General features: G+C 65.8%; 31 protein-coding genes. 17 read left to right on the forward strand and 14 right to left on the reverse strand.

The genetic code is table 11. The features are described from left to right. Nucleotides 1–121: 121 nt before the first annotated feature. Together ACQP1O_RS28450 and ACQP1O_RS28455 are read left to right on the forward strand one after the other, a co-directional pair. Nucleotides 122–235, forward strand: a complete 114-nt coding sequence (locus ACQP1O_RS28450; RefSeq protein ID WP_433561511.1) for a hypothetical protein — start codon at nt 122–124, stop codon at nt 233–235. Further along, on the forward strand, nt 211–570 hold the full coding sequence (locus tag ACQP1O_RS28455; RefSeq protein WP_433561512.1) for a hypothetical protein: 360 nt from the start codon (nt 211–213) through the stop codon (nt 568–570). Before ACQP1O_RS28450 ends, ACQP1O_RS28455 begins: the two co-directional genes overlap by 25 nt. A 209-nt stretch (nt 571–779) precedes the next feature. Here the strand turns inward: ACQP1O_RS28455 and ACQP1O_RS28460 are convergent, their stop codons facing one another. The 3 genes from ACQP1O_RS28460 to ACQP1O_RS28470 are packed head-to-tail and all read right to left on the reverse strand — an operon-like array spanning nt 780 to nt 4,899. Next, complete coding sequence (locus ACQP1O_RS28460) at nt 780–2,744, reverse strand: acetoacetate--CoA ligase (protein WP_433561513.1); 1,965 nt, start codon at nt 2,742–2,744, stop codon at nt 780–782. Beyond that, a complete protein-coding gene (locus ACQP1O_RS28465) occupies nt 2,741–3,487 on the reverse strand; it encodes a 3-hydroxybutyrate dehydrogenase (RefSeq protein ID WP_433567823.1) in 747 nt (248 codons plus the stop codon). Before ACQP1O_RS28465 ends, ACQP1O_RS28460 begins: the two co-directional genes overlap by 4 nt. 17 nt (nt 3,488–3,504) lie before the next feature. Beyond that, nucleotides 3,505–4,899, reverse strand: coding sequence for an MFS transporter (locus ACQP1O_RS28470; RefSeq protein ID WP_433561514.1), 1,395 nt, complete (start codon nt 4,897–4,899; stop codon nt 3,505–3,507). A gap of 140 nt (nt 4,900–5,039) precedes the next feature. Here ACQP1O_RS28470 and ACQP1O_RS28475 point away from each other — a divergent pair, with 140 nt between their 5' ends. The 3 genes from ACQP1O_RS28475 (at nt 5,040) to ACQP1O_RS28485 (ending at nt 7,450) form a co-directional block, all read left to right on the forward strand. After that, nucleotides 5,040–5,960, forward strand: coding sequence for a LysR family transcriptional regulator (locus ACQP1O_RS28475; RefSeq protein ID WP_433561515.1), 921 nt, complete (start codon nt 5,040–5,042; stop codon nt 5,958–5,960). A gap of 324 nt (nt 5,961–6,284) precedes the next feature. Beyond that, nucleotides 6,285–6,701, forward strand: a complete 417-nt coding sequence (locus ACQP1O_RS28480) for a nuclear transport factor 2 family protein (protein WP_433561516.1) — start codon at nt 6,285–6,287, stop codon at nt 6,699–6,701. 134 nt (nt 6,702–6,835) lie between these two features. Then, nucleotides 6,836–7,450 carry a class I SAM-dependent methyltransferase gene (locus ACQP1O_RS28485; RefSeq protein WP_433561517.1) on the forward strand — a complete coding sequence of 205 codons (615 nt, stop codon included), beginning with the start codon at nt 6,836–6,838 and terminating at the stop codon, nt 7,448–7,450. A 147-nt stretch (nt 7,451–7,597) separates the two neighbouring features. Here the strand turns inward: ACQP1O_RS28485 and ACQP1O_RS28490 are convergent, their stop codons facing one another. Then, complete coding sequence (locus tag ACQP1O_RS28490) at nt 7,598–8,014, reverse strand: DoxX family protein (RefSeq protein WP_433561518.1); 417 nt, start codon at nt 8,012–8,014, stop codon at nt 7,598–7,600. Nucleotides 8,015–8,255: 241 nt separating this feature from the next. On the opposite strand from ACQP1O_RS28490, the gene ACQP1O_RS28495 reads away from it, so the two are divergent. From ACQP1O_RS28495 to ACQP1O_RS28520, 6 genes are all read left to right on the forward strand, one after another. Then, nucleotides 8,256–8,393, forward strand: a complete 138-nt coding sequence (locus ACQP1O_RS28495) for an SDR family oxidoreductase (protein WP_433567824.1) — start codon at nt 8,256–8,258, stop codon at nt 8,391–8,393. Between the two features lie 377 nt (nt 8,394–8,770). Next, nucleotides 8,771–9,589 (forward strand): class I SAM-dependent methyltransferase, encoded by an 819-nt coding sequence (locus ACQP1O_RS28500; RefSeq protein WP_433561519.1) that lies wholly within the window; start codon nt 8,771–8,773, stop codon nt 9,587–9,589. A gap of 97 nt (nt 9,590–9,686) precedes the next feature. After that, a complete protein-coding gene (locus ACQP1O_RS28505) occupies nt 9,687–10,838 on the forward strand; it encodes a D-alanyl-D-alanine carboxypeptidase family protein (RefSeq protein WP_433561520.1) in 1,152 nt (383 codons plus the stop codon). Between the two features lie 137 nt (nt 10,839–10,975). Beyond that, entirely contained in the window at nt 10,976–11,392 is a 417-nt protein-coding gene (locus tag ACQP1O_RS28510; RefSeq protein ID WP_433561521.1) for a MerR family transcriptional regulator, read from the forward strand. Next, the gene (locus tag ACQP1O_RS28515; protein ID WP_433567825.1) at nt 11,392–11,760 is read left to right on the forward strand and encodes a thioredoxin family protein; all 369 of its coding nucleotides are present in this window, start codon (nt 11,392–11,394) and stop codon (nt 11,758–11,760) included. The genes ACQP1O_RS28510 and ACQP1O_RS28515 overlap by 1 nt, the downstream gene beginning before the upstream one ends. A gap of 50 nt (nt 11,761–11,810) precedes the next feature. Then, nucleotides 11,811–12,134 (forward strand): cytochrome P450, encoded by a 324-nt coding sequence (locus ACQP1O_RS28520; protein ID WP_433561522.1) that lies wholly within the window; start codon nt 11,811–11,813, stop codon nt 12,132–12,134. A gap of 16 nt (nt 12,135–12,150) precedes the next feature. Here the strand turns inward: ACQP1O_RS28520 and ACQP1O_RS28525 are convergent, their stop codons facing one another. Continuing rightward, nucleotides 12,151–12,573, reverse strand: a complete 423-nt coding sequence (locus tag ACQP1O_RS28525; protein WP_433561523.1) for a nuclear transport factor 2 family protein — start codon at nt 12,571–12,573, stop codon at nt 12,151–12,153. Nucleotides 12,574–12,929: 356 nt separating this feature from the next. Here ACQP1O_RS28525 and ACQP1O_RS28530 point away from each other — a divergent pair, with 356 nt between their 5' ends. Next, nucleotides 12,930–13,217: a hypothetical protein gene (locus ACQP1O_RS28530; RefSeq protein WP_433561524.1), complete on the forward strand. Its 288-nt coding sequence runs from the start codon at nt 12,930–12,932 to the stop codon at nt 13,215–13,217. 52 nt (nt 13,218–13,269) lie between these two features. Further along, nucleotides 13,270–14,322 (forward strand): diguanylate cyclase, encoded by a 1,053-nt coding sequence (locus ACQP1O_RS28535; protein WP_433561525.1) that lies wholly within the window; start codon nt 13,270–13,272, stop codon nt 14,320–14,322. A 239-nt stretch (nt 14,323–14,561) separates the two neighbouring features. Here the strand turns inward: ACQP1O_RS28535 and ACQP1O_RS28540 are convergent, their stop codons facing one another. Next, the gene (locus tag ACQP1O_RS28540) at nt 14,562–15,272 is read right to left on the reverse strand and encodes a cation transporter (protein WP_433561526.1); all 711 of its coding nucleotides are present in this window, start codon (nt 15,270–15,272) and stop codon (nt 14,562–14,564) included. Then, the gene (locus ACQP1O_RS28545) at nt 15,272–15,601 is read right to left on the reverse strand and encodes an ArsR/SmtB family transcription factor (protein ID WP_433561527.1); all 330 of its coding nucleotides are present in this window, start codon (nt 15,599–15,601) and stop codon (nt 15,272–15,274) included. The genes ACQP1O_RS28540 and ACQP1O_RS28545 overlap by 1 nt, the downstream gene beginning before the upstream one ends. 474 nt (nt 15,602–16,075) lie before the next feature. On the opposite strand from ACQP1O_RS28545, the gene ACQP1O_RS28550 reads away from it, so the two are divergent. Beyond that, nucleotides 16,076–16,963: a patatin-like phospholipase family protein gene (locus ACQP1O_RS28550; RefSeq protein WP_433561528.1), complete on the forward strand. Its 888-nt coding sequence runs from the start codon at nt 16,076–16,078 to the stop codon at nt 16,961–16,963. 256 nt (nt 16,964–17,219) lie between these two features. On the opposite strand, the gene ACQP1O_RS28555 is transcribed toward ACQP1O_RS28550, so the two are convergent. Next, complete coding sequence (locus ACQP1O_RS28555) at nt 17,220–17,585, reverse strand: nuclear transport factor 2 family protein (protein WP_433561529.1); 366 nt, start codon at nt 17,583–17,585, stop codon at nt 17,220–17,222. Nucleotides 17,586–17,671: 86 nt separating this feature from the next. On the opposite strand from ACQP1O_RS28555, the gene ACQP1O_RS28560 reads away from it, so the two are divergent. Next, nucleotides 17,672–18,475: a helix-turn-helix domain-containing protein gene (locus ACQP1O_RS28560; protein ID WP_433561530.1), complete on the forward strand. Its 804-nt coding sequence runs from the start codon at nt 17,672–17,674 to the stop codon at nt 18,473–18,475. Nucleotides 18,476–18,914: 439 nt separating this feature from the next. Here ACQP1O_RS28560 and ACQP1O_RS28565 read toward each other — a convergent pair whose 3' ends face one another. Together ACQP1O_RS28565 and ACQP1O_RS28570 are read right to left on the reverse strand one after the other, a co-directional pair. Next, entirely contained in the window at nt 18,915–19,106 is a 192-nt protein-coding gene (locus ACQP1O_RS28565) for a hypothetical protein (RefSeq protein ID WP_433561531.1), read from the reverse strand. Between the two features lie 350 nt (nt 19,107–19,456). After that, complete coding sequence (locus ACQP1O_RS28570; RefSeq protein ID WP_433561532.1) at nt 19,457–20,401, reverse strand: alpha/beta hydrolase family protein; 945 nt, start codon at nt 20,399–20,401, stop codon at nt 19,457–19,459. A gap of 167 nt (nt 20,402–20,568) precedes the next feature. Here ACQP1O_RS28570 and ACQP1O_RS28575 point away from each other — a divergent pair, with 167 nt between their 5' ends. Beyond that, nucleotides 20,569–21,138: a TetR/AcrR family transcriptional regulator gene (locus ACQP1O_RS28575; protein WP_433567826.1), complete on the forward strand. Its 570-nt coding sequence runs from the start codon at nt 20,569–20,571 to the stop codon at nt 21,136–21,138. 283 nt (nt 21,139–21,421) lie between these two features. Here ACQP1O_RS28575 and ACQP1O_RS28580 read toward each other — a convergent pair whose 3' ends face one another. After that, a complete protein-coding gene (locus ACQP1O_RS28580) occupies nt 21,422–21,829 on the reverse strand; it encodes a hypothetical protein (protein ID WP_433561533.1) in 408 nt (135 codons plus the stop codon). Between the two features lie 250 nt (nt 21,830–22,079). On the opposite strand from ACQP1O_RS28580, the gene ACQP1O_RS28585 reads away from it, so the two are divergent. Beyond that, on the forward strand, nt 22,080–22,688 hold the full coding sequence (locus tag ACQP1O_RS28585; RefSeq protein ID WP_433561534.1) for a hypothetical protein: 609 nt from the start codon (nt 22,080–22,082) through the stop codon (nt 22,686–22,688). Nucleotides 22,689–22,830: 142 nt separating this feature from the next. Here ACQP1O_RS28585 and coaD read toward each other — a convergent pair whose 3' ends face one another. From coaD to ACQP1O_RS28600, 3 genes are read right to left on the reverse strand one after another with little or no spacing between them, the layout of a single operon-like run. Further along, a complete protein-coding gene (gene coaD, locus ACQP1O_RS28590) occupies nt 22,831–23,340 on the reverse strand; it encodes a pantetheine-phosphate adenylyltransferase (protein WP_433567827.1) in 510 nt (169 codons plus the stop codon). Between the two features lie 2 nt (nt 23,341–23,342). After that, complete coding sequence (locus ACQP1O_RS28595; protein ID WP_433561535.1) at nt 23,343–23,894, reverse strand: thioesterase family protein; 552 nt, start codon at nt 23,892–23,894, stop codon at nt 23,343–23,345. After that, nucleotides 23,894–24,142: a hypothetical protein gene (locus ACQP1O_RS28600; RefSeq protein WP_433561536.1), complete on the reverse strand. Its 249-nt coding sequence runs from the start codon at nt 24,140–24,142 to the stop codon at nt 23,894–23,896. Before ACQP1O_RS28600 ends, ACQP1O_RS28595 begins: the two co-directional genes overlap by 1 nt. Nucleotides 24,143–24,308 lie beyond the last annotated feature (166 nt).

The following is a 24,308-nucleotide window of genomic DNA, read 5'->3' on the forward strand; positions in this document are numbered from 1 at the left end:
GCCCGCACCCGACACGCTGGACGTTTCGGTGTGGGCGCGTGGCGCGATATTCACTCCGTGGGGCATCGGCTTCGTTGCGCAGCGGGCCGAGTGCGAGGACAAACGTGCGAAAGGGACTGTGGTGGCACCGGACCCGGCCGTGGGCACGGTGAAGGCCGTCGGTTCCACGGTGACGGTGTACGTCTCGACCGGCGCGGCCACCATCACCTCGTGTCCACGGATCGGTTGTTCCTGAGCCGGGGACTGATCGCCTTCTTCCTGTTCGCGTCCTTCGGAACCCTGTGGAGCGGACTGGCGCTTCCGCTCGGCGCGGATCCCTGGAACCTGGATACGACCCGGATCGGCCTGTTCGGGCTGGCCGGCCTGGCCGGGGCACTCGGGGCAGCCCGAGCGGGCCGGTGGGCCGATTCCGGTCGAGTACAGGCGATCACGGGCTGGTCGCTTGCCCTGCTCACGGCGTCCTGGTTGCTCATCGCCCAGACCGGCACCGCGCTGTGGCTGCTCGTCGTGGGAATCGTGCTGCTGGACTTCGCCGTTCAAGCGGTGCATGTCAGCACCAGCATCTGCTGACGACCGCCCACCCGGCCCGGGCGAGCAGTGTCATCGGCGCGTACATGGCCTGCTACTCGCTGGGATCCGCGCTCGGAGCGGTGACGACCGCCTGGGCCTACCACCGGTGGGGCTGGCAGGCATCCTGCGCTGCGGGAGCGACCTATTCGCTGTCGGCCCTCGTGGTGTGGGTGCTGACGACTCGACGGCGGCCGGCGGTGCGTGACGGGCTAGGCCGGCGCTTGGCCGAGATACCAGGACAGCAGGCCGGGGTCGTCGACCGCGGCGGGGTCGACGACGCGGCCGGGGTCTGCGCCCTGTAGCAGGCGCTTGAGCGGAACTTCGAGTTTCTTGCCGGTGCGGGTGTGCGGGATACCGGGGGCGGCGATGATCACGTCGGGGACGTGCCGGGGCGACAGCGCGGTCCGGATGGTGGCAGCGATTCGATGCCGCAGCTCATCGGTGAGCTCGCGCCCCGCGGCGAGCACCACGAACAGGGGCATCCAATAGCCGCCGTCGGGCTGTTCGATGCCCAGCACCAGGGATTCGGCGATCTCCGGCAACGCCTCGACGACCTCGTAGATGTCGGCGCTGCCCATGCGAATACCGTTGCGGTTCAGGGTGGAATCGGACCGCCCGTGCACGATGACGCTGCCGTGCGGTGTGCGGGTGATCCAGTCGCCGTGCCGCCAGACGCCGGGGTACATATCGAAATAGGCGTCGCGGTAGCGGGCGCCGTCGGGGTCGTTCCAGAACGCGACGGGCATGGAGGGCATCGGCTGAGTGACGATCAGCTCGCCCACCACATCGTGGACGGGGTGACCGGATTCGTCCCAGGCTTCCAGGGCCACACCGAGATACGGGGCGGAGAGCTCGCCGGGCCAGACAGGGACGGTCGGGGTGCCGCCCATGAAGGCCGAGACCACATCGGTGCCGCCGCTGATCGAGGAGACCTCGATATCACCGACATTGTCGCGCAACCACATCGACGAGGACGCCGGGAAGGCCGCTCCGGTGACGCCGATCTGCCGCAGCGCACGCAGATCATGGGCGAGCGCCGGGCGGACGCCCGCCTTCTCGCAGGCCAGCACGTACCCGGGGCTGGTACCCAGGACCGTGGCGCGGGTGCGAGCGGCCAACGCCCACAGCGCATCCGGCGCGGGATGGCCCGGACTGCCGTCGTAACAGACGATGGTCGCGCCGGCCAGCAGCCCGGAGACCTGGAAGTTCCACATCATCCAGCTGGGGCTGGTGTACCAGAAGAAGGTGTCCTCCGGCCCGATATCGGAGTGCAGGGCGACGGCTTTCAGATGCTCGAGCAGCACGCCGCCGTGGCCGTGCACGATGCCCTTGGGCTTGCCGGTGGTGCCGGAGGAGTAGAGCACCCAGAGTGGATGCTCGAAATCGACGGGCTCGGCGGCGAGCGCGGGCGGTTGCGGCGCGAACAGATCCTCGGTGGCGTCGTTCCAGTCCAGGACGTCGGGCAGCGTTCGGCCGAGCCGCGACACCAGCACGGTCCCCCGCAATGCGGGCAAACCGGCCCGGAGAGCGGCTATTTCGGCGATCTTGTCGTGCGCCTTGCCGCCGTAGCGGTAGCCATCGGCGGCGATGAGCACGACCGGCTCGAGCTGGCCGAGGCGGTCGAGCGCCGCCCCGGCCGTGTAGTCCTGTCCGCAGGCGCTCCAGACGGCGCCGATACTCGCGGTGGCCAGGAAGGCGATCACGGCTTCGGGAATGTTCGGCAGGTAGCCCGCCACCCGGTCGCCGCGACCGACACCCAGTTCGCGCAGTGAGCGAGCCAGAACCGCTGTGCGGGAGAGCATTTCCGCCCAGGAGAATTCCCGCGGCGGGCTGTCCTCGCCGAGCGCGACCATCGCGGGCCGGTCGGTGCGGGCGTGCCGGACGATCTGGTCGACGTAGTTGACCCTGGCGCCGGGGAACCACCGCGCCCCCGGCATGTCACTGGAAGCGAGAACCTCGCCGGGCTCCTCGCCGACCTCGAAGTACTCCCACACCGCACGCCAGAATCCGGCGATGTCGTCCACCGACCAGCGCCACAGCTCCGCGTAGTCCTCGGTATGAATCCCATAGCGCCGCTCGACGAATCGACCGAAGTCGGTGATCCGCGCCGCCGCCACATCGCGCTCCGCGGGCACCCACTGCGGCACCGCCGCGACCTCCGCGATCTCGGTCATCGGGCGCTCCACCCGCCGTCCATGGTGTAGGAGGCCCCGGTCACCATCCGCGCCGCATCCGATGCGAGCCAGCCGACCAGCGAGGCCACCTCCTCCGGCTCCACCAGCCGCTTGATCGCGTTGTCGGTCAGCATGATCCGCTCCACCACCTGCTGCTCGGGGATGCCGTGCGCCGCAGCCTGATCGGCGATCTGCTTGTCCACCAGCGGGGTTCGCACGTAGCCGGGATTCACGCAGTTGCTGGTCACCCCGTGCGGCCCGCCCTCGAGGGCCGTCACCTTCGACAGCCCTTCCAGCGCGTGCTTGGCGGTCACATAGGCCGATTTGAACGCCGAGGCCCGCAGCCCGTGCACCGACGAGAGATTGATGATCCGGCCGTACCCCTGGGCGTACATGTGCGGCAGGGCCGCGCGGGTGAGCAGGAACGGGGCCTCGACCATGAGCCGCAGCATCATGCGGAACCGTTCCGGCGGGAAGTCGGTGATCGGGCTGACGGTCTGGACTCCGGCATTGTTCACCAGGATGTCGGTCTCCAGCCGGAGGTCCTCCAGCGCGGTCACATCCGACAGATCCACCTGCCATGTCCGCCCGCCGAATTCGGCGGCCACCTTCTCCGCGCCTTCGCCGTCGATATCGGCGACGGTCACCTCCGCGCCGCGGGCGGAAAGCTCGCGAGCGCAGGCCGCGCCGATCCCGCTCGCCCCGCCCGTCACCAGCGCCCTGCGTCCCGCCAGTTCGCCCAGGGGTCCGGTCGTCTCGGTCATGCCACCTTCACCTCTGCACTATCGTGCGTCGAATTGCGCTGGGCTGCGAGGCTTTCCGCATCGGCCCGGTCGATCGCAGCCAGGTCCGTGCCCTTGGTCTCGCGGGCGAAGAGCACCGCCACCACGGTCACCGCCGCCGAGGCCGCCAGGTACCAGGCGATCGGCACCGAGGATTTGTAGGTCTCCAGCAGCCGCACCGCGATGATGGGCGCGAGCGACCCCGCCACCAGTGAGGTCACCTGATAGCCCAGGGACACACCGGAATACCGCATGCGGGTGGGGAACATCTCGGCCATGATCGCCGGCTGCGCGGAGTACATGAACGCGTGGAACACCAGGCCGATGATCACCGCGAACAGGATGACCGCGTTGTGCTTGCTGTCCATCATCGGGAAGGCGAAGAAGCCCCAGGTCGCTGCGGCGAGCGCACCGACCAGGTAGACCGGCCGCCGTCCGATGCGATCGCTGAGCCGCCCGACCAGCGGGATGACCAGGAAGTGCACGGTGTGCGCCGCGAGCAGCCACCACAGGATCACCTTGGTGTTCGCTCCCACATGGACTTTCAGATACGTGATGCTGAAAGTGACCACGAGATAGTAGAAGACGTTCTCGCCGAACCGAAGTCCCATGGCGGTGAACACACCTCGCGGATACCGCTTCAGCACCTCGAGCGCGCTGAAGGAGTTCGCCTTCTCCTGCTCGGCCAGTTGTTGCGCGGCCACGAAGATCGGCGCGTCGGTGATCTTGGTGCGCACGTAGTAGCCGATCAGCACCACCACCGCCGACAGCCAGAAGGCCACCCGCCAGCCCCAGGACAGGAACGCCGCGTCCGACAGTGTCGAGGTCAGCACGAGCAGCACGATGGTGGCGAGCATATTGCCCACCGGCACCGCCGCCTGCGGCCACGACGCCCAGAACGCGCGGCTGCGGCTCGGACTGTGCTCGGCGACGAGCAGCACCGCGCCGCCCCATTCACCGCCGACCGCGAAGCCCTGGATGAACCGCAGCACTACCAGCAGCACCGGTGCCAGATAGCCGACCTGTCCGAAGGTCGGCAGGCAGCCCATCAGGAAGGTGGCCGCGCCGACCAGGATCAGGCTCAGCTGCAACAGCTTCTTGCGCCCGTGCCTGTCGCCGAAGTGCCCGAAGACGATGCCGCCCAAGGGCCGTGCCGCGAAGCCGACCGCGTAGGTGATGAAGGCCGCCAGGATGGCGTCCAGGTCACTGGTGCCCTTGGCGAAGAACACCTTGTTGAACACCAGCGTCGCCGCGGTGCCGTAGAGGAAGAATTCGTACCACTCGACCACGGTCCCCGCCATGGACGCGGCGACCACGCGCCGTAATCCGGCCAGGCCGCCGCGGGCTTCCGGTTCGGTATCCGGGAGGCTCATCGCGCAACTCCTTCACGCTCGGGCCGCTTCACCCCTCATCTGTGATGCGGCCCACATACTTCGATGCCAAGGAGTATTCGTGCACATTCGGCGTGCCCGCAATGACCAGATCCGCAGCCACAATCTGCAAGAATGCAGAAATGAGCGTGACCTCCACCACAACCCGTCTCAGCCCCGACGATCTGCTGGTGCTGCTCGCGGTGGGCCGCACCGGCCGCTACGTCTCGGCTGCGGAGGAACTGGGCATCAACCACACGACCATCTCGCGGCGCATCGCGGCGCTGGAGCAGGCGCTCGGCGGCCGGGTGCTGATTCGTGGTGCGAGCGGATGGGAGCTCACCGATCTGGGCCGGGAGGCGCTCACCGCGGCCGAGGCCATCGAATCCGCGGTCCGCTCGCTGACCTCCGACACCCCGGAACTCGAAGGCGTGGTGCGCATGTCGGCCACCGACGGGTTCAGCGCCTACGTGGCCGCACCCGCCATCGCGAGAATGCAGCGCCGTCATCCCGGGCTGTCGGTCGAGATCGTCACCGCCACCCGGCTGGCGTCGTTACAGCGGTCGGGCTTCGATATCGAAGTGGTGGTGGGCAAACCGCAGCTGCGCCGCGCCCGCGCCATCGCCCTGGGCGACTACACGCTCGGGCTCTATGCCTCCCATGGCTATCTCGCCGACCACCCGGCTCCGGAGGCTCTCGAAGACCTGTCCCGTTACCCGCTGGTCTACTTCATCGACTCCATGCTCCAGGTCGACGACCTCGACCTGGCCCCCACCTTCGCGCCCGCGATGCGCGAATCCATCTCCTCCACCAATGTTTTCGTGCACGTGGAGGCGACCCGGGCCGCCGCCGGGCTGGGCCTGCTCCCCTGCTTCATGGCCGACCGGCACGCCGACCTGGCTCGCGTGCTGCCGGAAATCTCTGTGCGCCTGACCTATTGGCTCGTCGCGCGCCCGGAAACCCTGCGCCGGCCCGAAGTCGCCGCCCTCGTCGAGGCGCTGCGCGAGCAGGTGGACACCCACCGCGACATGCTCATGGGTTCAGCCACCCCGCAGGATCACTGACGGCGCACCGGTATCCGAACCACCGGGCCCTACCGGACCTTGCGGGCACTGATACGTGCCGACCTGGGAATGGATGCCGAGCAAGACTTCCTGAACCACGCGAACATCACGACACCTCGACAGATCGCGCCATGGGAGAACCCAGAACCTGATCCGCCGAACGGGTCGGGGTAGGGCCCACCGCCGATCGGACCCGCCACCGGCCCCGGACGTCGGCTATGGCGCTGGATTCGGTATCCACGCCGCGAATTCACTCACAGGCATCGCGACACCGCGGCCGATTCTCGCCAGCATGCGCGGTGAGCGTCGGTGACCATCGTGAGCATGACAACGGATGCGATGACCACCCTGCGGGCCTTCTATGCGGCCGAGGCCGCCTACCTCACCGAGGGGGCCGAGTTCGAGGAGATGGCTCGGTATCTGGCGCCGGATGTCGTGATGCATCAGGCATCGAGCCTGCCCTACGGCGGGCAGTGGCACGGGCACGACGGCATACGCGAATTCCTCACCGCCATGGGAGACAGCTGGGACGGCCTGTGGTTCGACGAGCAGCAGTTCCTCAGCGAAGGGGAACGGGTCGTCGCCTACAGCCGAGGCCGGCTGCGTGCGCGGCGCACCGGGCGGGTACTGGAAACCTCTCTGCTGCAATGGATCAGCTTCCAGGACGGTCTGATCACCTCATTCAGGCCCTACTACCACGACACCGCGGCGGTCCTCGCCGCTCTGGCCGTGAACGCTTGACACCGGGCGACACCGCCCGGGTCGATGGAGGAGGCACAGCCTGGCTCGAAGCGGGAACTGGGACCGGCCGGTTGGCCTCGGCGCGGCGGTGGCACAGTGGACCGGGCACGGACCCGACCCAAGAGGAGCCATCCATGAGCGGACGTACCCCTAGCCAGTGGGAGGAACTCACCGCCGCCGACCCTGCGCATTCGACGTGGTACGTGGAGCGGTTCCGGAGATTGGCGGCCGAGGGCGCGGATATCGTCGGGGAGGCGCGGATGATCGACGCGATGCTCGATCGCGGTAGCCGGGTCCTGGACGCGGGGTGCGGTCCGGGGCGTGTGGGTGGCTACCTGCACGAAGCGGGTCACGTCGTGGTCGGCGTCGACGTCGATCCGGTCTTGATCGCTGCCGCAGAGCACGACCATCCCGGCCCGACCTGGATTGTCGGTGATCTCGCCGAACTGGACCTGCCGGCCCGCAACATCACCGCCGACTTCGACGTCATCGTGTGCGCGGGGAACGTGATGACATTTCTGGCGCCCTCCACCCGAGAGGCGGTGCTGGCAGGTTTCGCCCGCAACCTCGCCCCGGGCGGCCGGGTGGTCACAGGTTTCGGAGCCGACCGCGGCTACGAGTTCCCGCAGTTCCTGGCCGACGCCGAGAATGCCGGACTCGCAGTGGATTTGCAGCTCTCGACTTGGGATCTGCGCCCGTTCACCGACCAGTCCGACTTTCTGGTGGCGGTTTTCTCGCGCGCAGACTGAAACCTGCTCTGCCCCAGGTAATCCCAACCCTGAGGCTGGAACCCGGACTCGAGGATGACTCTGGCCCACTTCGTCGTGATTCGACCAGACGCCGGCACACGGGAATGTCGCGGTGGGCGAATCCCGCTCGTCCACCGCGACATTCAGCTACGCCCACTGCCCGGGCCGAAGCACGTCCATCCAGTGAGTCGGCCATGTCGCGAGGGCCACGATCACCATGATCGCCAGGTGCACCGGCGCCGCGAAACTCTCCTTGGGCCCGTGGTGGTTGATGATGTGCGTGACCACGGCGCCGGTCAGCACCAGTATCAGCACCGCGGCGCCGAGGAATCGAGCCTCGTGGAACGGGATCACCAATAGGAGCGCACACACCCCCTCGATCCCGCCGACCACGAACCGGAACCAGGCGGGCCACCCCCACTCCGCGAATTTGATCGAGTACGCGGGCCCGAAGAACGTCGGCCCGGGCCAGAATTTCGTCACCGCCCCCATCATGAACTCGAGAGCAAGGAACCACAGGAAGCCGGTCGCGACCCATCCGGGCCAGGTGTGAGCGATAGTCATACCGCCATGACCACCCGCACGGCTGAAATGTGACAAGCCCACTGGGCAGGCGAGACGGGTTCGCCACACTCGGTCGGCAAGGGCGGCCTGCGCACCCTTCCAAGTCCCTGGCCTCCGGGCCGGGCCGGTACGGCATCACCGTCAACAACGTCTCTCCCGGATTCATCGACACCGCCCGCGACGTGCAGACCCACCCCGAGCTCACCCCGGAAAGAACTGAGACTTCCTCCCGGCCATCCCCATCCGACGACAGCCGACGCCCGAGGATCCGGCATGGGCGTGCGCCTTCCTGTGCTCGACGCGTTCAGCCGCCATCACCGGTGCGGTCATCCACGTCAATGGCGGTCTATGGATGCTCGGATATGCGGCGCGCCGATAGTCGACCTCTCCGGCGCGGCAGCGCCCCCACTACGCATCACAACGGCTATAGCGATCGTCGGCCTCGGTACTGGTGTTCCGTTGGTCGGGGGTCTTACGGAACACCAGCCGAGGGCGATTGCACCAGATGCGGGATTCGTCCATCTGATGCAAGCGTCGAATACGTCGTTCTTCTCTCTTCTTACGTATTAGGTCGGCCGGAGGTTCACCACACGACAACTCTGGCAAAGGCGAGTCGTCGGTCGCCCGAAACAGGGCCACGGCTACAGCACAACTTCGCGGCCGCTCCACAGAGCGACGCCTGCGCGCGTCCGACTCGCGTATCCGCTTGTCGGCGGTAGCATCACGTGCCGTGAGTGGCGATCCGAGGCCGGGTTCGTGACCACGGCCGGGCGCGGGGACGCGTCCTTCACCGGGTCGATCCCCGAGATTTACGACAGGCTGCTGGTCCCGATGATCTTCGCGGAACCGGCTCGGCTACTTGCGGAATCGGTGGCCGAGGCGAACGCTGTCGACGTTCTCGAAACGGCCGCCGGGACCGGCGCGCTGACCAGGGAACTCGCCCGGCAGGGCGGTCACCACATCGTGTCAACCGATCTGAACGAACCCATGGTGGCGGCGGCCGCCACCCGACCCGTTTCCGAGCGGGTGCGCTGGCTCGTGGCGGACGCCCAGAGCCTGCCGTTCCCCGACCGCTCTTTCGACGTGGTGGCATGCCAATTCGGTGTCATGTTCCTCCCCGACAAAGTACGCGGATACGCCGAGGCGCTCCGGGTGCTGCGCCCGGGTGGCATGTTCGCCTTCAACGTCTGGGACCGGATCGAGAACAATGCCGTACCCCTGGCCATCACCGGGGCACTGTGCGCGGCAGCACCCGACGAGCCGCTCGAGTTCTTCCGCCGCACGCCCTACGGATACTTCGACATCGACCAAATCCGCAGCGAACTCGAGGCGGCCGGATTCGATCGAATCACCGGTGAGTACATCGAGGGTTCCAGCCACTCGACGCCGGAGACCGGTGCGGTGGCGTTTTGCCAGGGAACCCCGCTGCGTGGCGAAATCGAACGCCACTCGACCCTCGACGTCGAATCCGCAACCACGATCGCAACCACGGAATTACGCCGACGATACGGGCCAGGCGAGTTCGACGCGCCAATCCGATGGCTGCAGTTGACAGCCCGGCGGCCGACCGTTTGAGCAGCAGTATTCCGCCGCAGGGTGGCCACCGCCGGCACCGATACCCCAGAGCGCCACTCGTTCTGCTGCACGGCTCACCCGGTGCCGAATCGATCTGATGCCCCTCGCCGACGAATTGACATCAGGGGCAGCAAAACTCGGCATCCACGGAACCAGGACATGCGCAATCGGCGCCGACTCGAATCTCCCTGCTCGCACCATCGATCGGGCAGGCACAAGCGAGAATTGCGGCCACGAAGCATTGATAGCCATGCGTCAGCTACAGCCCGACCTTCGCGACAATCCAGGCAATGAAATCCCTCAGATCAAAGGGATTGAAAGGCAGAATGCTGCCATGCCCACATTTGCCAGATTGTTGCAGGCTGCCGTCGCGGGGGCGGTGGTTGTGGCGGTCAGCCATGGCGTCGCGGCCGCTCCCGCCGCGAGTGCCCCGAATGGCCTATTGCCCTGGCCGAGTTCCGAGCCGGACGGAATACAGGCGCCGGGGGCCGAGTTGGCGGACGGAATCACCGGCACGATGCTGTGGTCGCGAGAGCCGAACACACCGGTCCCGATCGCAAGCATCGCGAAGGTGATGACGGCCTTGGTCGTGATCAATGCCGGCGACCTCGAACGGACAGTCACCGTGCCGCCGGAGAGCATGTCCTATTGCGCCAGGCAGGACGGAAGCAGCGCAGGCCTTGTCCCCGGAGAAGTGTTCACCACGCGACAGGCCCTCTACGCGATGATGCTGCCGTCGGGCTGCGACGCCGCGTATACCCTGGCCGAGGCATACGGGCCCGGCCAAGACGGCTTCATCGCCAGAATGAACGACACCGCGGGTCGAATGGGCCTGGCGGAAACACATTTCGCCGACCCGAGCGGACTGCCCTCCCCCGACGACTACTCCACCTACTCCACACCGGCGAACCTGGTGGCCCTCGGCCTGCGCGCGATGAGCCTGCCGGTGTTCCGCGAGATCGCCGGATCGGAGAGCTATCACCTGCCCGCCGGCCCGGGCAATCGCGAGCACCACTGGCAGACCACGAATCTGTTGCTGCGCGAGTATCCCGGCACCGTCGGCATCAAAACCGGGTCCACCGACGCCGCGGGAGCCTGCCTGCTGTTCGAGACGGTGCGGGCCGGAATACCACTGATCGGTGTGGTCCTGCACAGCTCACCCGGCAGCGGCCGCGCCGCGAAGGAAGACGCTGAGCGCCTGCTGAACTGGGCCTACGACCCCATCTTCACCGCGCTGCCGATCCGTTAGCGCCGAATACCGCAGGCCGCCTGCGGATCCCGGCCCGTGCCACGAAGACCAACGACCCGAAATCAATCAGCCCGGCCAGCGCTTCGAGGGGTGCTCGGGCTTGCCTTGACGTCGAGGTCAACGTTTACGGTCGGGGCATGAGGATCGGCGAGTTGGCGAAGCAGGCGGGGACAACGACACGCGCGTTGCGGTTCTACGAATCGCAGGGGTTGATCACAGCGGGGCGTGAAGCCAATGGATACCGGGAGTACAGCGATGCCGATGCCCGGATGGTCGAAGAAATTCTGACACTGCAGGCTGTGGGGTTCAGCTTGGAGGACACGCGGCCGTTCGTGGAGTGTTTGCGGGCAGGCCATGACGTGGGAGACGCGTGTTCCGACTCGATCGACGTATACCGCCGTCGGCTCGTCGAAGTCGACGGCCTGATCGATCAGCTCACCGCCTTGCGCGCGGCATTGATGGGCAAACTCGTGGCAGCGCAGGCGAGACAAGCCGATTCATGCTGTGCCGGTGTCGAACTGGGATCGCATTCGAGCGAAGCGAAGGAATCGTGATGTTGTCGAAGCATGTTGGCTCCGAGCTGAAAGTCGTGACCGACGAGACCTTCGAGCGCGACGTGCTCGAACACCCGCGACCGGTGCTGGTCGAGTTCGGGACCGAATGGTGCCCACCGTGCCGGATGGTCGCACCTGTCCTGGCCACCATTGCCCGTGAGCGCACTGACATGCTCACCATCTGCAAGGTCGACACTGATGAAAACCCTTCCGTCACAGCCACCTACCGGGTCATGTCGGCGCCGACCCTCATCCTCTTCCGGGGCGGTCGGCCGATCCTCACCCTGGTCGGCGCGCGCTCCAAGGCCAAGCTTCTGTCCGAGCTCGACCATGCGCTCGCTTCGGACCCTCGGAATCCTGAAGGCTAGTCGGGGCAGGCGATCGGCACGGATCTCGACGTACCGGACGGGTTGACTGCGTGTGGCTGCCGGGCGCACCATCTGCGCCGACCGCGTCGCGGTGCACTGGCGTTCGGGCAACCGCGACAGCGACCGCTTCGACAACCGCGACCAACTCGACTTCGACCGTAACCGCAACCCGCACTTGGCCTTTCGGCATCGGCATTCATCGTTGCGTCGGCCGCCACTTCGCCCGCATGCAGCTCGACATCGGTATCACCCGCCTCCTGAACCGCCTCACCGGCTTCCGTCTCGCCCCCGGCACCGAGGTGCGCCGGTCGGTCGGCATCAGCGTCGGCGCACCTCGCGAACTACACCTGCGCTTCGACCGCGTCACGCCCTGACCTGTCCGGAGTGTGCCTAGACGCGTCCGAACACCTCGTGTGTCCCGACCTCGTGGGTGACCTCTTGCCGCCAGCCGACGATCCGCCACCCGTCCGATGTGCAGGCGGCCTCGGCGTGGTACCAACCGAACACTTCGAACACGAGATCCGGTCGATTCGCACCGATATGGTGGACCCGCATCTTCGCCGACATCGTGGCACGCCCGCCGTCAACAACCGCTTGCTCGTGCCCCATCAAATGCTGTGTGGGACCGCACTTGTCGAGGTATCCACGAATCATCCTGACGAGATTCTCCCGGCCGTCGACGATTTCGGCACCAGCGTAATTCGCCTTCACATCGGGGGCGAACACGCTGTCGAGACCCGCCCAATCACGCCGGTCGAGCGCATCGGCATACCTGTGAAGCAGGGCGATAGCTGCGTGCCGTTCGCTGGTCATTGCCGGACCGTAACGGCCAGACCCACGTCCCGACCGGTGGTCGTCTCGCTGACCGGGACGATCACCTGGACACACACTCGACTCGGAGGCCGTTGACCGCCATGGCCATATGCCCACCACCTCGACAAACTGCGAGCCGGCCACCTCCCAAGAAACCTCCGACGGCCTGGCGGTCAACTGCTCTGCCACGTTGAGTGTGGCCGCGCGGCACTCACCGTGTGACTTTGTGGCTACGGAGGACCTGCCGTGGATGGATGACGTTGATCGTCCCTCCGGCACCCTCTCAGGACGACTCGACCGCTGATTGAAAATTGGCGACAGTCGCTGTGCGTAGGGATCTGCCGGCGAGGTCGTCGGTGGAACAACGCTATGCGACGACCCAGGGGGCCGCGTTGGAGCAGGCATGGGTTGGGATCGACATCGGTAAACACCATCATCATGCCGCGCTGCTGGCGCTGCTGGCCGATGCGGTGGGGCACGCGCCGCATCCGCTGATCCTGGATCACCTCGAGGAGGTGTGGGCAGTTGCGGAATGCTCGTTGCGGGCGACGACATGGGTACCGGCACGGCTTCCGATTCAGCCGTCCGCCCGGAAGAGCGCTTTGCGCGAAGGCGATCGCTGTCTAAGATTTGCCGTTCAGTAACACGCCGCGGAAACGGAACGACGGTGTCCAAGGCTCAGGAGTCGAATCGGACATGACAGCTAAAGAGATAGTGTCCGAATGGTGGCATGATCCGCTCGACTATCGGTGGCTCGTCCGGACTCTCGAATCGCGCGGCGCCTTGGTACCCATCAAGGGCTTCGTCGCTGCGGGCGGTGCGATCATGGCGGCGATCACGATACTGAATCGACAGTCCCAGGCCGGCCCTGTGGGCTTGGGGCGCCTCGTCCTCGTATTCACCATTACCGCCGCGGTGCTGTGGACGGTTTACTGGTCGGTTGCGCCCTGGCCGAGCGAGCGACTCTCCCTCGCCCTGGTGGCCGGCGCGGACGTGCTCATCACCATCGGCTGTCTGGTCGATCGCAATGCGCTGTACGGATCACTGCTGCTGATGACGTTGATCGTCACGGGCGGCTACCTCACCATGTTCCACGGCCCCCGAATACTGGCCGTGCATGCCGGGTGGTCACTGCTGTCGGTGCTGATGCTGGCGTGGCTGACCGTCGAGGACGCCGATGGCGATATCGCCCTGGCCGTTTCGGCCGTGCTGACCATGGCGTCGGTAACTGTAGGGCTGCTTCCCGCGCTGCACTTCTGCTACTGGGTGCTGCGCATGGACGCGCTGACCGATCCGCTCACCCGGCTGCTGAACCGGCGCGGGCTCGACTACTACGTCTCGTCCTGGTTCGGCTCCCACGACCGTACGACCGTCTGCGTGATGTCCATCGACCTCGACCGATTCAAGACGGTCAACGACACCTACGGTCATTCGGCCGGCGACGAGGTACTCATTCGCATCGCCTCCTGCCTGCGCGCCGAATGCCCTCCTGGCGGGGTGGTGGCGCGCAGCGGCGGAGAAGAATTCGTCGTGTCCGTGCGCCTGGGCGAGCACGCAGCCATAGCCGAGGCCGAGCGCCTGCGCCGGGCAATCGAAGGGAGCGGCGCTCCGGTGACGGCCAGCATCGGAGTGGCCGTCGCCGAACCCGACTCACCCCATTGCGATCTGGAAGTCATGCTGCGCAATTCGGATTCGGCCATGTACCGAGGAAAACAACTGGGCGGCAACGCCGTTGTACTCGCGACCTGAACGGGCGGCGGTGAACCCGCAGGACAAGTACCTCGAAACGCCCTGCCCCTGGCCGGCGAGCCAACGATGCAACCATGTGCGGCAGCGGGGATGCGGCTGGTGGAACCGATCGCGCGTTCCAGGTGCGTCCATCACTGGGCGGGATGTGGGCGGACTTCTCGGCCGACAAGTCACGCCGACAAAGCTGTTCGGTGCCGACACTGGGAGCCATGACCTTGCGGCCGGTCATATGGGGTGGGTCAGTCGCAGCATCCGCAGTCGTGCGCGGCAGCGCCGGGGTTAGTTGTGAACGCGGCCGGTGACGGGCAGCAGGTGTCGCCGCGCCAGGCGTTGATGCCTTCCTTGACCGCGATACCGGCGATGACGAGTGCGGCGATCGGGTCGGCCCACGACCAGCCGAACAGGCTGTTGAGCAGCAGCCCCACCAACAGCACCGCCGACAGGTAGGTGCACAGCAGCGTCTGCTTGGAATCGGCCACCGCAGAAGCGGATCCGAGTTCACGCCCGGCGCGGCGCTGGGCCCACGACAGCACCGGCATCACCGCCAGGCTGACCGCCGCAAGGGTGATGCCGATCGGTGAATGGTGGGCCTCCCCCACCCCGAGTAAGCCGCTGATCGCGTCGACGCTGACGTAGGCAGCCAGGGCGAAGAACGAGAACGAGATGACCCGCAGCGCGACCCTCTCCCGTCTCTCCGGGTCACGGCCGGCGAACTGCCACGCGACCGCAGCAGCAGAAGACACCTCGATCACCGAGTCCAGCCCGAACCCGATCAACGCCGTCGACGACACTCGCGTGCCTTCACTCAGCGCGACGATCGCCTCGACGACGTTGTAGGTGATCGTCGCGGCGACGAACCAGCGAATACGACGCGTCAGCAGCGCCCGCCGCTGCGACGCGGGCCCCACCGCCACCGCCGGCAGCGACGGCATTCCCAGCGACTGCGACATCAGCAGCACCCCTCGGTGCCCGAGTCCGGGCAGCACGCCGGATCGACGGCCAGCACCAGCCCCGTCAGATCATCGAGAGCCCGCCCGATCCGAGCGTCGGCCAGCTCATATCGCGAGCGCCGCCCTTCCGGCACCGCCACCACCAGCCCGCAACCCCGCAGGCACGCAAGGTGATTCGACAGAATCTGACGAGAGACCCCGATCTGCTCGGCCAGATCGGACGGATACGCCGGCGCCCGGCGCAGGCTCAACAGGATCTGGGTGCGAGTCGGGTCCGACAAGGCGTGCCCGAAGCGGGCCAGCGCATCGCGGTACAGCAGGGTATCCACACCATGATAATACAGCAGAATCTGTATTCAGAAAATCATGAATCGTTGGAAGGTGCGGCCAACACAAGTTCATGCCGCGAGTCGCACGGTGCGGAACGGCTCCGAAGAAGCCCCAAAGATCAACGGGCAGAGGTTCTCCGCAGCGCAGGACAGTGCCAAGCTTTCCCGAGATCAAGAGGACGGCCTCGATCGCGCACCACCGGCCGTCGAGCTGCCTGCATCGGCGAATCTCCCTGCAGAAGTGACTAATTGGGGCAAATTGCCTGGTTGCCGCCCCAGTATCCGGCAGCGTCCACCTCTGATGGCTCCCGCGCGGTTGGAAGCGGCAAGCATGTAAGCAGGCAGCTGACGGCGAGACCGACCGCCAGGGGTGGGCCCTCGCGGGTGTGGTCACGGAGCGGGCCGGCGGGGGGTGGTCGATGCCCGGCGAGTGTAATGACCAGCGATGATGGTGAGTGTCGTTAGGATCGCGACATGGAGAGTCGCATTGTCGATCGACAGTCTGGCGAGACCGTTCGGCGTTCGGTCGTTTTGGGTGGGGGCGGCGTCCCCGGTTCGGCGTGGATGGCGGGTTTGGCCGCTGAATTGCGCCGCCGTGGAATCGATTTGGGTGCGGCCGACTCGATAGTCGGCACGTCCGCAGGCGCGATCGTCGGGGCCGCGCTGATAGCGGGGCGGGATCTGGACTCGTTGGCCGACGATCCACGTCCCCCCGGCAGCACGGAACCACCGTCGGTGGTGAAGCCCGAGCTGGTTGCCACCGCTTTCTCGGTGCTGTTCGACCGGACCTTGGATCGTGATCTGGCGCGGCGCAAGGTGGGTCGACTGGCGATGGCCGAAGAGCCTGCGCAACCGGCGCATATCGAACCGATGGAGTGGCTGGTCGGCGGCAACGACTGGCCGGATCACAGGCTGCGGATCGTCGTCGTGGACGCGGCGAGTGGCCAGCGCCAGGTCTGGGACAGCGGCAGCGGCGTTCCCCTGGCGACCGCTGTCGCCGCGAGCCGTTCCTTCCCGGGAGCCTTTCCACCTGTCGTTGTCGGAGACCGCTACTACATCGACGGCGGGATGTGGTCGCCCACCAACGCGGACGTCGCCGCGGACTCGGACATCGTTCTGGTCGTCGAGCCGATGGCGAATCGGTTCCCACCCGAACAGGTTCGGACCGAACTCGCGACGACGGTGACCGATACCATCGTGCGATTCGGCCCCGACGAGGCCATGATCGACATATTCAATGCGTTCGCGACCAATCCGGACGTTCTCGCGAGCTGGCCGAAAGCCTTCCGAGCGGGCGTTCGCCAGGCAGACGACCTGGCACAGCAGTTGATCGACGCAGGCTGGGTGTCGCCGAAACGTTGATGCCCACCCGGGCACCGCATCCCGCGCGGCTCGAACCGGCCAGGACGGGCGCCGACAGCGAGACCGACTGTAGCCCAGGACATCCTGTTCCGAGTCCCGTACACCAGTCCCCCAGCTGCGGAGTCGCTGCGCCCTTCTGCGATTGTTGACCCGACCCGAGGAATCGGTCTCCTCGATCGCGCGACTGCCCGGGACTCGCGGATTTGCGCCGGTGGCCCTCACGGGCCGTTATGAACTCGAGTCATCAGACGCTCGCTCAGAACATCCCATTCGGGATCTGATCGGCTTCGGGCACAGGCTGGACGACGTCCCAGTGCTCCATGATCTGTCCGTCCACGAGCCGCCAGATGTCCACGACGGCGATGCCGCGTTCCTCGCCCGCCGGCGTCATGTGGTAGTGCAGGACCACGTGGTCGTCCTCGGCGATGACCCGCCTGAGGTCCAGATGTGCCCCGGCGACCGGCGCGGTGGTGATGAACTCGATGAATTCGTCCCGCCCGCTGGGGTTTCCGGGGCTGTGCTCGATGAAGTTCTCGTGCAGGAGTGTGCGGAGCACTTCGACATTTCCTGCCGCGAATTCGCGGAAGCCGTCGATAACCAGTTGCTTGTTGGTTTTGTCCATGCGGTGACTGTCGCGGATGTGGCCGGGCGCGTCGATTACATGCCGGGTAATGGCGGCGGCCTTCGACGGCGGGGCAGACTCGGGCCATGACGAACGATCGTCCCGTCGGGGAACTGCTGCGCGAATGGCGGCAACGCAGTCAGCTGAGTCAACTCGACCTGGCTATTCATGCGGAGGTGTCGGCCCGGCACATCAGTTTCGTCGAGACCGGACGCACGATTCCCAGCAGCGCGATGGTCCTTCATCTCGCCGACCGGCTCGGCGTGCCTCTGCGTGAGCGCAACCGGTTGCTGGTCGCCGCCGGGCACGCGCCGGTCTTCCGGGAACGCCCTCTGGACGACCCTGATCTGGCGCGGGTGCGGGAGACCGTCCAGCAAGTGCTGTTGGGGCACGAGCCATATCCGGCACTCGCGGTCGACCGTCGATGGAATCTCCTCCTGGCCAACAGCGCGGTCGAGGTATTCCTGCAGGGAGCCGACCCGGCGCTACTGACGCCGCCGATCAACATGATGCGGTTGGGGCTGCATCCGGACGGGCTCGCGCCGAGACTGCGCAATGTGGAACAGGTACGCGGGTACCTGCTGCCCCGGCTCGCCCACCAGGCCGCGCGCAGCGGGGATCCTCAATTGCACGCGCTGTACGAGGAATTGGCGGCGTTCGGCCCTGAGCACGAGCCCCGCCCGCCCGACCCGACCGAGATCGCGCTGCGCATCCGGCTCGCGCATCGCGGGACCGAATTGTGCTTGGTCAACACGGTTTCGACGTTCGGCGCGGCCTTCGATATCACGCTGGACGAGATCGCCATCGAAGCCTACTTCCCCGCTGACCTCGAGACCCGCCGGTTCTTCCGGACGGGGGAATTGCATCAGATGAAAGAGTCTCGCATCTGATGCGGTCGCCCAGGGCTGGCGTTCCGCAAGCCGATCGACCACCGGAACACCCGCTGGAGGCGCACGCCCAGCTGCTCGAAGGCTGGCTACATTCTCGAGCATCAGGCGTAACGCAGGCAGTTCGATCTCGGATCCCGTTCGGTCCGATGATGTTCGGCGACGCACGCTCTCGCCGCTGCGGGTGCGGTTCGCGGCGCGGGGACGCCACAAGGGCGCGGGGACGCCACAAGAATGAGGAGAAGATCATGCCGGAATACCTTCTGCTCAAGCACTACCGAGGCGCGCCGACATCGGTCAACGACGTGCCGATACCGGTCGGGCACGAGATGACGACAAATGAACTCCTGGTACAGCAATTGATTTCAGCAATCACCGCTCTAACGGAAGCTCACTCGAATCTCGAGCGTCACGCACCCAACATCGGAGTTCTCAGACTCACTCAGATGCACCAGTAGACACTGCCAAGGTCGAAACACCACGCGGCTGATCCGAACGATCCGTCGACCGGAGTGGCGGAGGACGACGGGGGCGCTGCGGCAACCGAATCGGCGGTGGCCGCGGGCGCGGCGAGGACGAGCAGGGGCGCGGCAATAACTGTCGCGGCAAGGGTTTTGATGATCTTGCGAGACATTTTGCTTCCTTACAACGAGCTTCATGACGTCCAGGTACTAGGCCGAGCCACCGGACTGGGTCTGCGAGTGCGTCACGTGCCGAATCGACTTTGCGACACCCGATTCGCTCCTTGGTGAAGTACATGATGCGTCCCGACAGGAACGCGCATTCCGGCCGGCCGACAGCTGCAGCATCGACCAGACCGGACAAGACGTCATTGGTACGAGGAAGACGTCAGTAGCAGCTTACCGCTGGCTACCAGAACACTGAAGCAGGTCACGGTCACAGGAAGAAACGAAGGTAATCCGGTTGGCCGTCGAACTTCTCGACATCGGCACACGCGCATCCGGCTTTCCTCGGTGGTTGCGTCTACTTGTGATCAATGCGGCCGATCGGATCGGCGGTCTGCGCGAGATCGGCCTGCGCCTGCTTCCATGCCATGTCATCGATTCCGAGGGCACTGCGGAGGTAACCCCAGGCGGCCTTCCGGATCAGCGCGACGCGGTCGGGGCTTTCGTCGGTGGTGTCGTTGGCGTTGTAGCCATGGATTCCGCCGAGCGAATGATCGCCTCCGAAGATGGTGAGCAGGCTTTGGGCTCCGGGGCTGTAGGCGTAGACGTCGGTGAACCAGTCGGGGCCGCGGGTCGAGAGATCGGATTGATCGTGATCGCCCGCGACCACGAGGGTCGGCGTGGCCAGGTTGTCGAAGTCGGGGTTCATGAAGGAGAAGTTCTCGGCGGCGAACGGGGTCAGGGTGTCGCCGCCGAGGCCGGTAGTAGCAAGCAGGACACCGGCTTTCACCCGCGCATCGGTCAGATCGGGTCCGGGCTGCCCGTCCGCGCCGATGACGCGTGCGCCGAGCAACACGCCGACGGTCTGTCCGCCCCAGGAATGTCCCGCGACGGCAATACGGTCGCGGTCGATGCGTTCGTCGAGACCCGGAATCGCGGCAAGGATCCGGTCGAGCTGGTCGAGTACCTGCGTGACGTCGCGGACTCGGACGCGCCAGATGTCCGGGTAGCGAGGATCTGCCGCAGTGAGGCCGAGGGTCCGTGAATCGAGAAATGTGGGCTGCACGACGACGAAACCGTTGCCGGCCCAGAAGTCGACCAGCGGGTCGTAAGAGGACATCGACTCGCCGTATCCGTGGGCGAGAACGATTATGGCCAGACCGGTGCCGACGGCGGGTGCGGATACGCGCACCTGCAGGTCGTCGCCACGTTCGGGCGCGGGCAGGACGACCGGTTTGACGCTGATGATCGGGGTGGTCAGGGCGGGCAGAGCGCTCGGGGCGGCAGTGTCTGGTTCGGGCATGGGTCTTTCCTTCGATAGCGATGAGCGCTGCGCCGTGGCGGGTCGAGAATCCGCGTGAACCGCGGATATACTCAAGCGGAGCACTGTTCCGAATATACGGAGCAGTGCTCCGCTTGGCAACCGTTGCCGTGAAGAAGGGAGGTCACGTGGGCGCACGCGACGAGCGAATGCCGGCCGCCGCGAGTCCGGCCAAACGCGCCGATGCGCGACGGAACGAGCAGGCCCTGCTCGATGCCGCGGCATCGGTGTTCGTCACCCATGGCGTGGACGCACCGGTACGCCAGATCGCCGCCGCGGCGGGCGTCGGCATGGGCACGATCTACCGGCACTTCCCCACACGAGCAGACCTCGTCGCGGCCGTGTACCGGCATCAGATCGAATCCTGCGCCGAGGCCGGGCCCGCCCTGCTTGCCGCAGAGTCCTCACCGTTCGCCGCACTGCGTCGATGGGTCGATCTGTTCGTGGACTTCCTGGTGACCAAGCATGGGCTCGCCGCCGCGATGCGCAGCGACCCCGACGGCTTCACCGCCCTGCACACACTGTTCCTCGACCGACTCGTGCCGGTGTTCGACGGTCTCCTCACCGCGGGCCGGAACGCCGGTGAGATCACCGCCGACGTCTCCGCCTATCAGCTGATGCGCGCGATCGGCGACATTTGCGCGGGCGCGGAGATCGCCGACCCGAACTACCAGGTACATCTCACCATCGGCCTGCTGCTCGACGGGTGTCGGCAGTGACGACCGCGAAATTCGAAGGTGCACAGCCACATCGGGCCACACACCATGGACCAACTCGAGGACCCGCTGGCGGCTCCGAGGTAGCCCTCGGCACCAGGCTGTGCCGATGTTCCCTTACCGAACGCTCCGCCCGCTGATCCATCGATACGAACAATCGAGGAGATGCACACCAGACCGATGAGCGCGCAACCATGTTCCGCTCGTTCCTCGTCGCCACTGCCGGCGCACCGGGCCGCAACCACCCGATACGCGCCAAACCCTCGTGCCCCCAAGCAATTCCGGGCTACCGGGTATCCAGCACCATCGTCATAGGGACACGGATCTCACCGCCAGGCTCGAAATGCAGGACGACCATGTCCTGATTCCAGTCGATGCGCGGCTCGGTGCTCCAGGCGAGCGGTATCGTCACGACGTGACCGCGCGGCACCCCGCCGCCAGCCAACCGTCCGAGCCAGACTTCGTAGCGGTCGAGATCCATCGGGCTATGTACTCGTTTCACCGCGGCGGCGTAGTTGTCGGCCGACGGTGCCGGATACGTTCGAACCGTATCGGTGCGATGCATGAACAGGCCGACTGCCGCTACCGTCGTAATAACCACCCCTCCAACCAAACCGACGATCAGTCCGAGGAACAACCGCCTTGCCGGCCTTCGTGCATTCACCCCATCCTGGGACGGCGTCGGTTTCGTCATGGGCTCATCATGCCGTGGCAGGCACCTTCTAGCCACGGGATCGTTCCAGCTGTGCGAGTTGCTCAAACGCTGCGGCGAAGTCCGTCCCGCGGCTCGTTACCGTAACGAGCTTCGCCCGAGTCTGGGTGAACGCGAAGAGATTTCGCATGGAGATCAACCGATGTTCAGCCACAATCTCGAATAGCACCCCGCTGGTTCTACCCTTGTGGCAGCGCGAGATTCGTCTATCATCCGACACACCATCAACGGCATGCACACACACGAGGGGAACGTGAGGACTCACGCGAGACGGGCCACTCCGGCCGATAGCGATCTGGACCCCGGGTGGTTCGACAACGACGCCCAGCAGTCCGCGGCCTGGCTCGCGTGGAGCGACCAAGCTGCGATCGATGCCCGCATCGAGACGTTGTTCACCGAGACGCTGCCCCGGCTGGAAGCGGTACAGGGCAGCGAGGGCCGCCCACCGCTCGATGACCGATTCAGCGCCGCTGCGTTCGACTGGATCGTTTCGCTGATCGATGTCGCTGTGCTTGGCGAGGATGGACGGTACGCGCCCGAAAACGATTATCTCGCGGACCAATTCATCACCTATATCGGCGAGTGGATGGTGCGACGCGTCGAGGGAGTCTGGTTCAACTCACCTCAGAACGGTGCGCCGATCTTTGACCAGTACGGTCCGGCAGTTGGCTACCGGTGGTCGCAAGAGTCGACGAACGACTTTCTGGTGCTGCTGTTCATGATGGCCGTCGATAGCGACGATGCCCCATATGGGTACTTAGTGGACCTATTGTACGGGCGCGCACTGACGTTCGCGGAGGAGCGAGGTCGGCCGGATCTGGAAGCGGAGATCTTGGCGTGATCGTGCGCGAGCATAGCTGACCGATGGGCGATAGCCGACCGTCCTTGGCGTGGTTGGTATCTCGATGCATGGAGTGCCGTCCCAGGAGTTGATATTGAACCAGGACATCGCATCGAACGACGCCGATGCGGCCAGTAGGAGGTCAATCGAAATTCGCCCTGCGCTCAGCCATTCGCGTCGTGAGCTGGGCGAGCACATGACCAGGAACCAGCACGGAAACGTCGCCTCCGAGCTCTGCGACCTCTTTGATCAGCGACGAGGACAGGTAGCTGTACTCCGGATCGGAGGCAATGAACAGTGTCTCCACGCTGGACAGGCGATGATTCATCTGCGACATCTCGAGTTCGTACTCGTAGTCGCTCACCGCGCGCAGGCCCTTGACCATGGCACCCACGCCGTGCTGCAAACAGAAGTCGACGAGCAGCCCGTCGACGGCCTCGACACGGACGTTCGGATATTCGCCGGTGACCTTGCGCACCATTGTGATCCGCTCCTCGGCGGTGAACAGCGCGCGCTTGCCGACGTTCTCACCGACGGCGACGATCACCTCGTCGAAGATCGTTGCGGCGCGGCCGATGATGTCCAGGTGGCCGTTGGTTACCGGGTCGTAAGAGCCCGGGCAGACCACGCGCCGGATGACCGATTCGCCCATGATCACTTCGCCGTCTTCTCCGTCGTCATCGGCTCCGCCGGCCATGTTCGCGGAAGAATGATCGTGCGCCCCACACCTTCGGGTCGCCCTACTGCACCCTGTTCGGCAGCGAAACGCTGCAGCCGGGTGCGGAGGTCAGCGGGGATGGGGGTGGTCCTTCTTGTCTCGAGGTCGATATGCAGGTCCAACTGCTCGGATGCGGCTACCCGGGTCTGGTCGCCGAGATTGCGCACTTCGTGGAAGAAGTGCAAACGTTTGGCATCCACACCAAGCAGCCAGGAATCGACTGCCAATCGCGCCCCACGGCGTACCTCTCGTTCATAGGCCATTGCAGTCTGCACGACAACCTTGCCGCACCTCGTCTTCCGGACGTACTCGTCGCCCAGACCCAGAACGCCGGTGAATGCGGCGTGCGCGCGATAGACCACGATCCCGTAGTACTGGGCGTTCATGTGATCGTTGATGTCGATCCACGTTGCATCGACATCGCATTCGAACGTTCGCGCGCCGCCAACGCTCATATCGGATCGCCGCAATTGAGTGTTGTCGGACATCAGCTGCTTACCCGGGAGGTCAATCGGTGGATGGCCTTGGTCAAGATCGGCACGAGCAGGTAGATGACGATCGGGACCACGATGATGGTGAGAACCAGCGTGCGAAGGGGAAGCGGGGTATCTGCTGTCGTGGGACCGATCAATGCCAACGTGATCGTGATAGTCGGGTAGACGGCGATCCAGGTAACGAGAGCTCGCGTGTGGACCGACGGCTGATCGGTGATTACCTGTTGTTCAGAAATGCTCATGATGCATACCCCCTTGAGCCGGTTGACGACGATTTTGCATTCTGCGGGTCGGCACCCGCCCCACCGCTCCGCCGTGATCCGGATGAGCCGGAGAAGCGGGGCGGGTTGCCGCCCTGGGCCCACGAAGATCATCAGCGACCCGCGTGCAGCCGGTCAATCCTCGGTT

Origin of the sequence: Nocardia sp. CA-151230 (genome assembly GCF_050942175.1) — a bacterium.
Lineage (GTDB): Bacteria > Actinomycetota > Actinomycetes > Mycobacteriales > Mycobacteriaceae > Nocardia.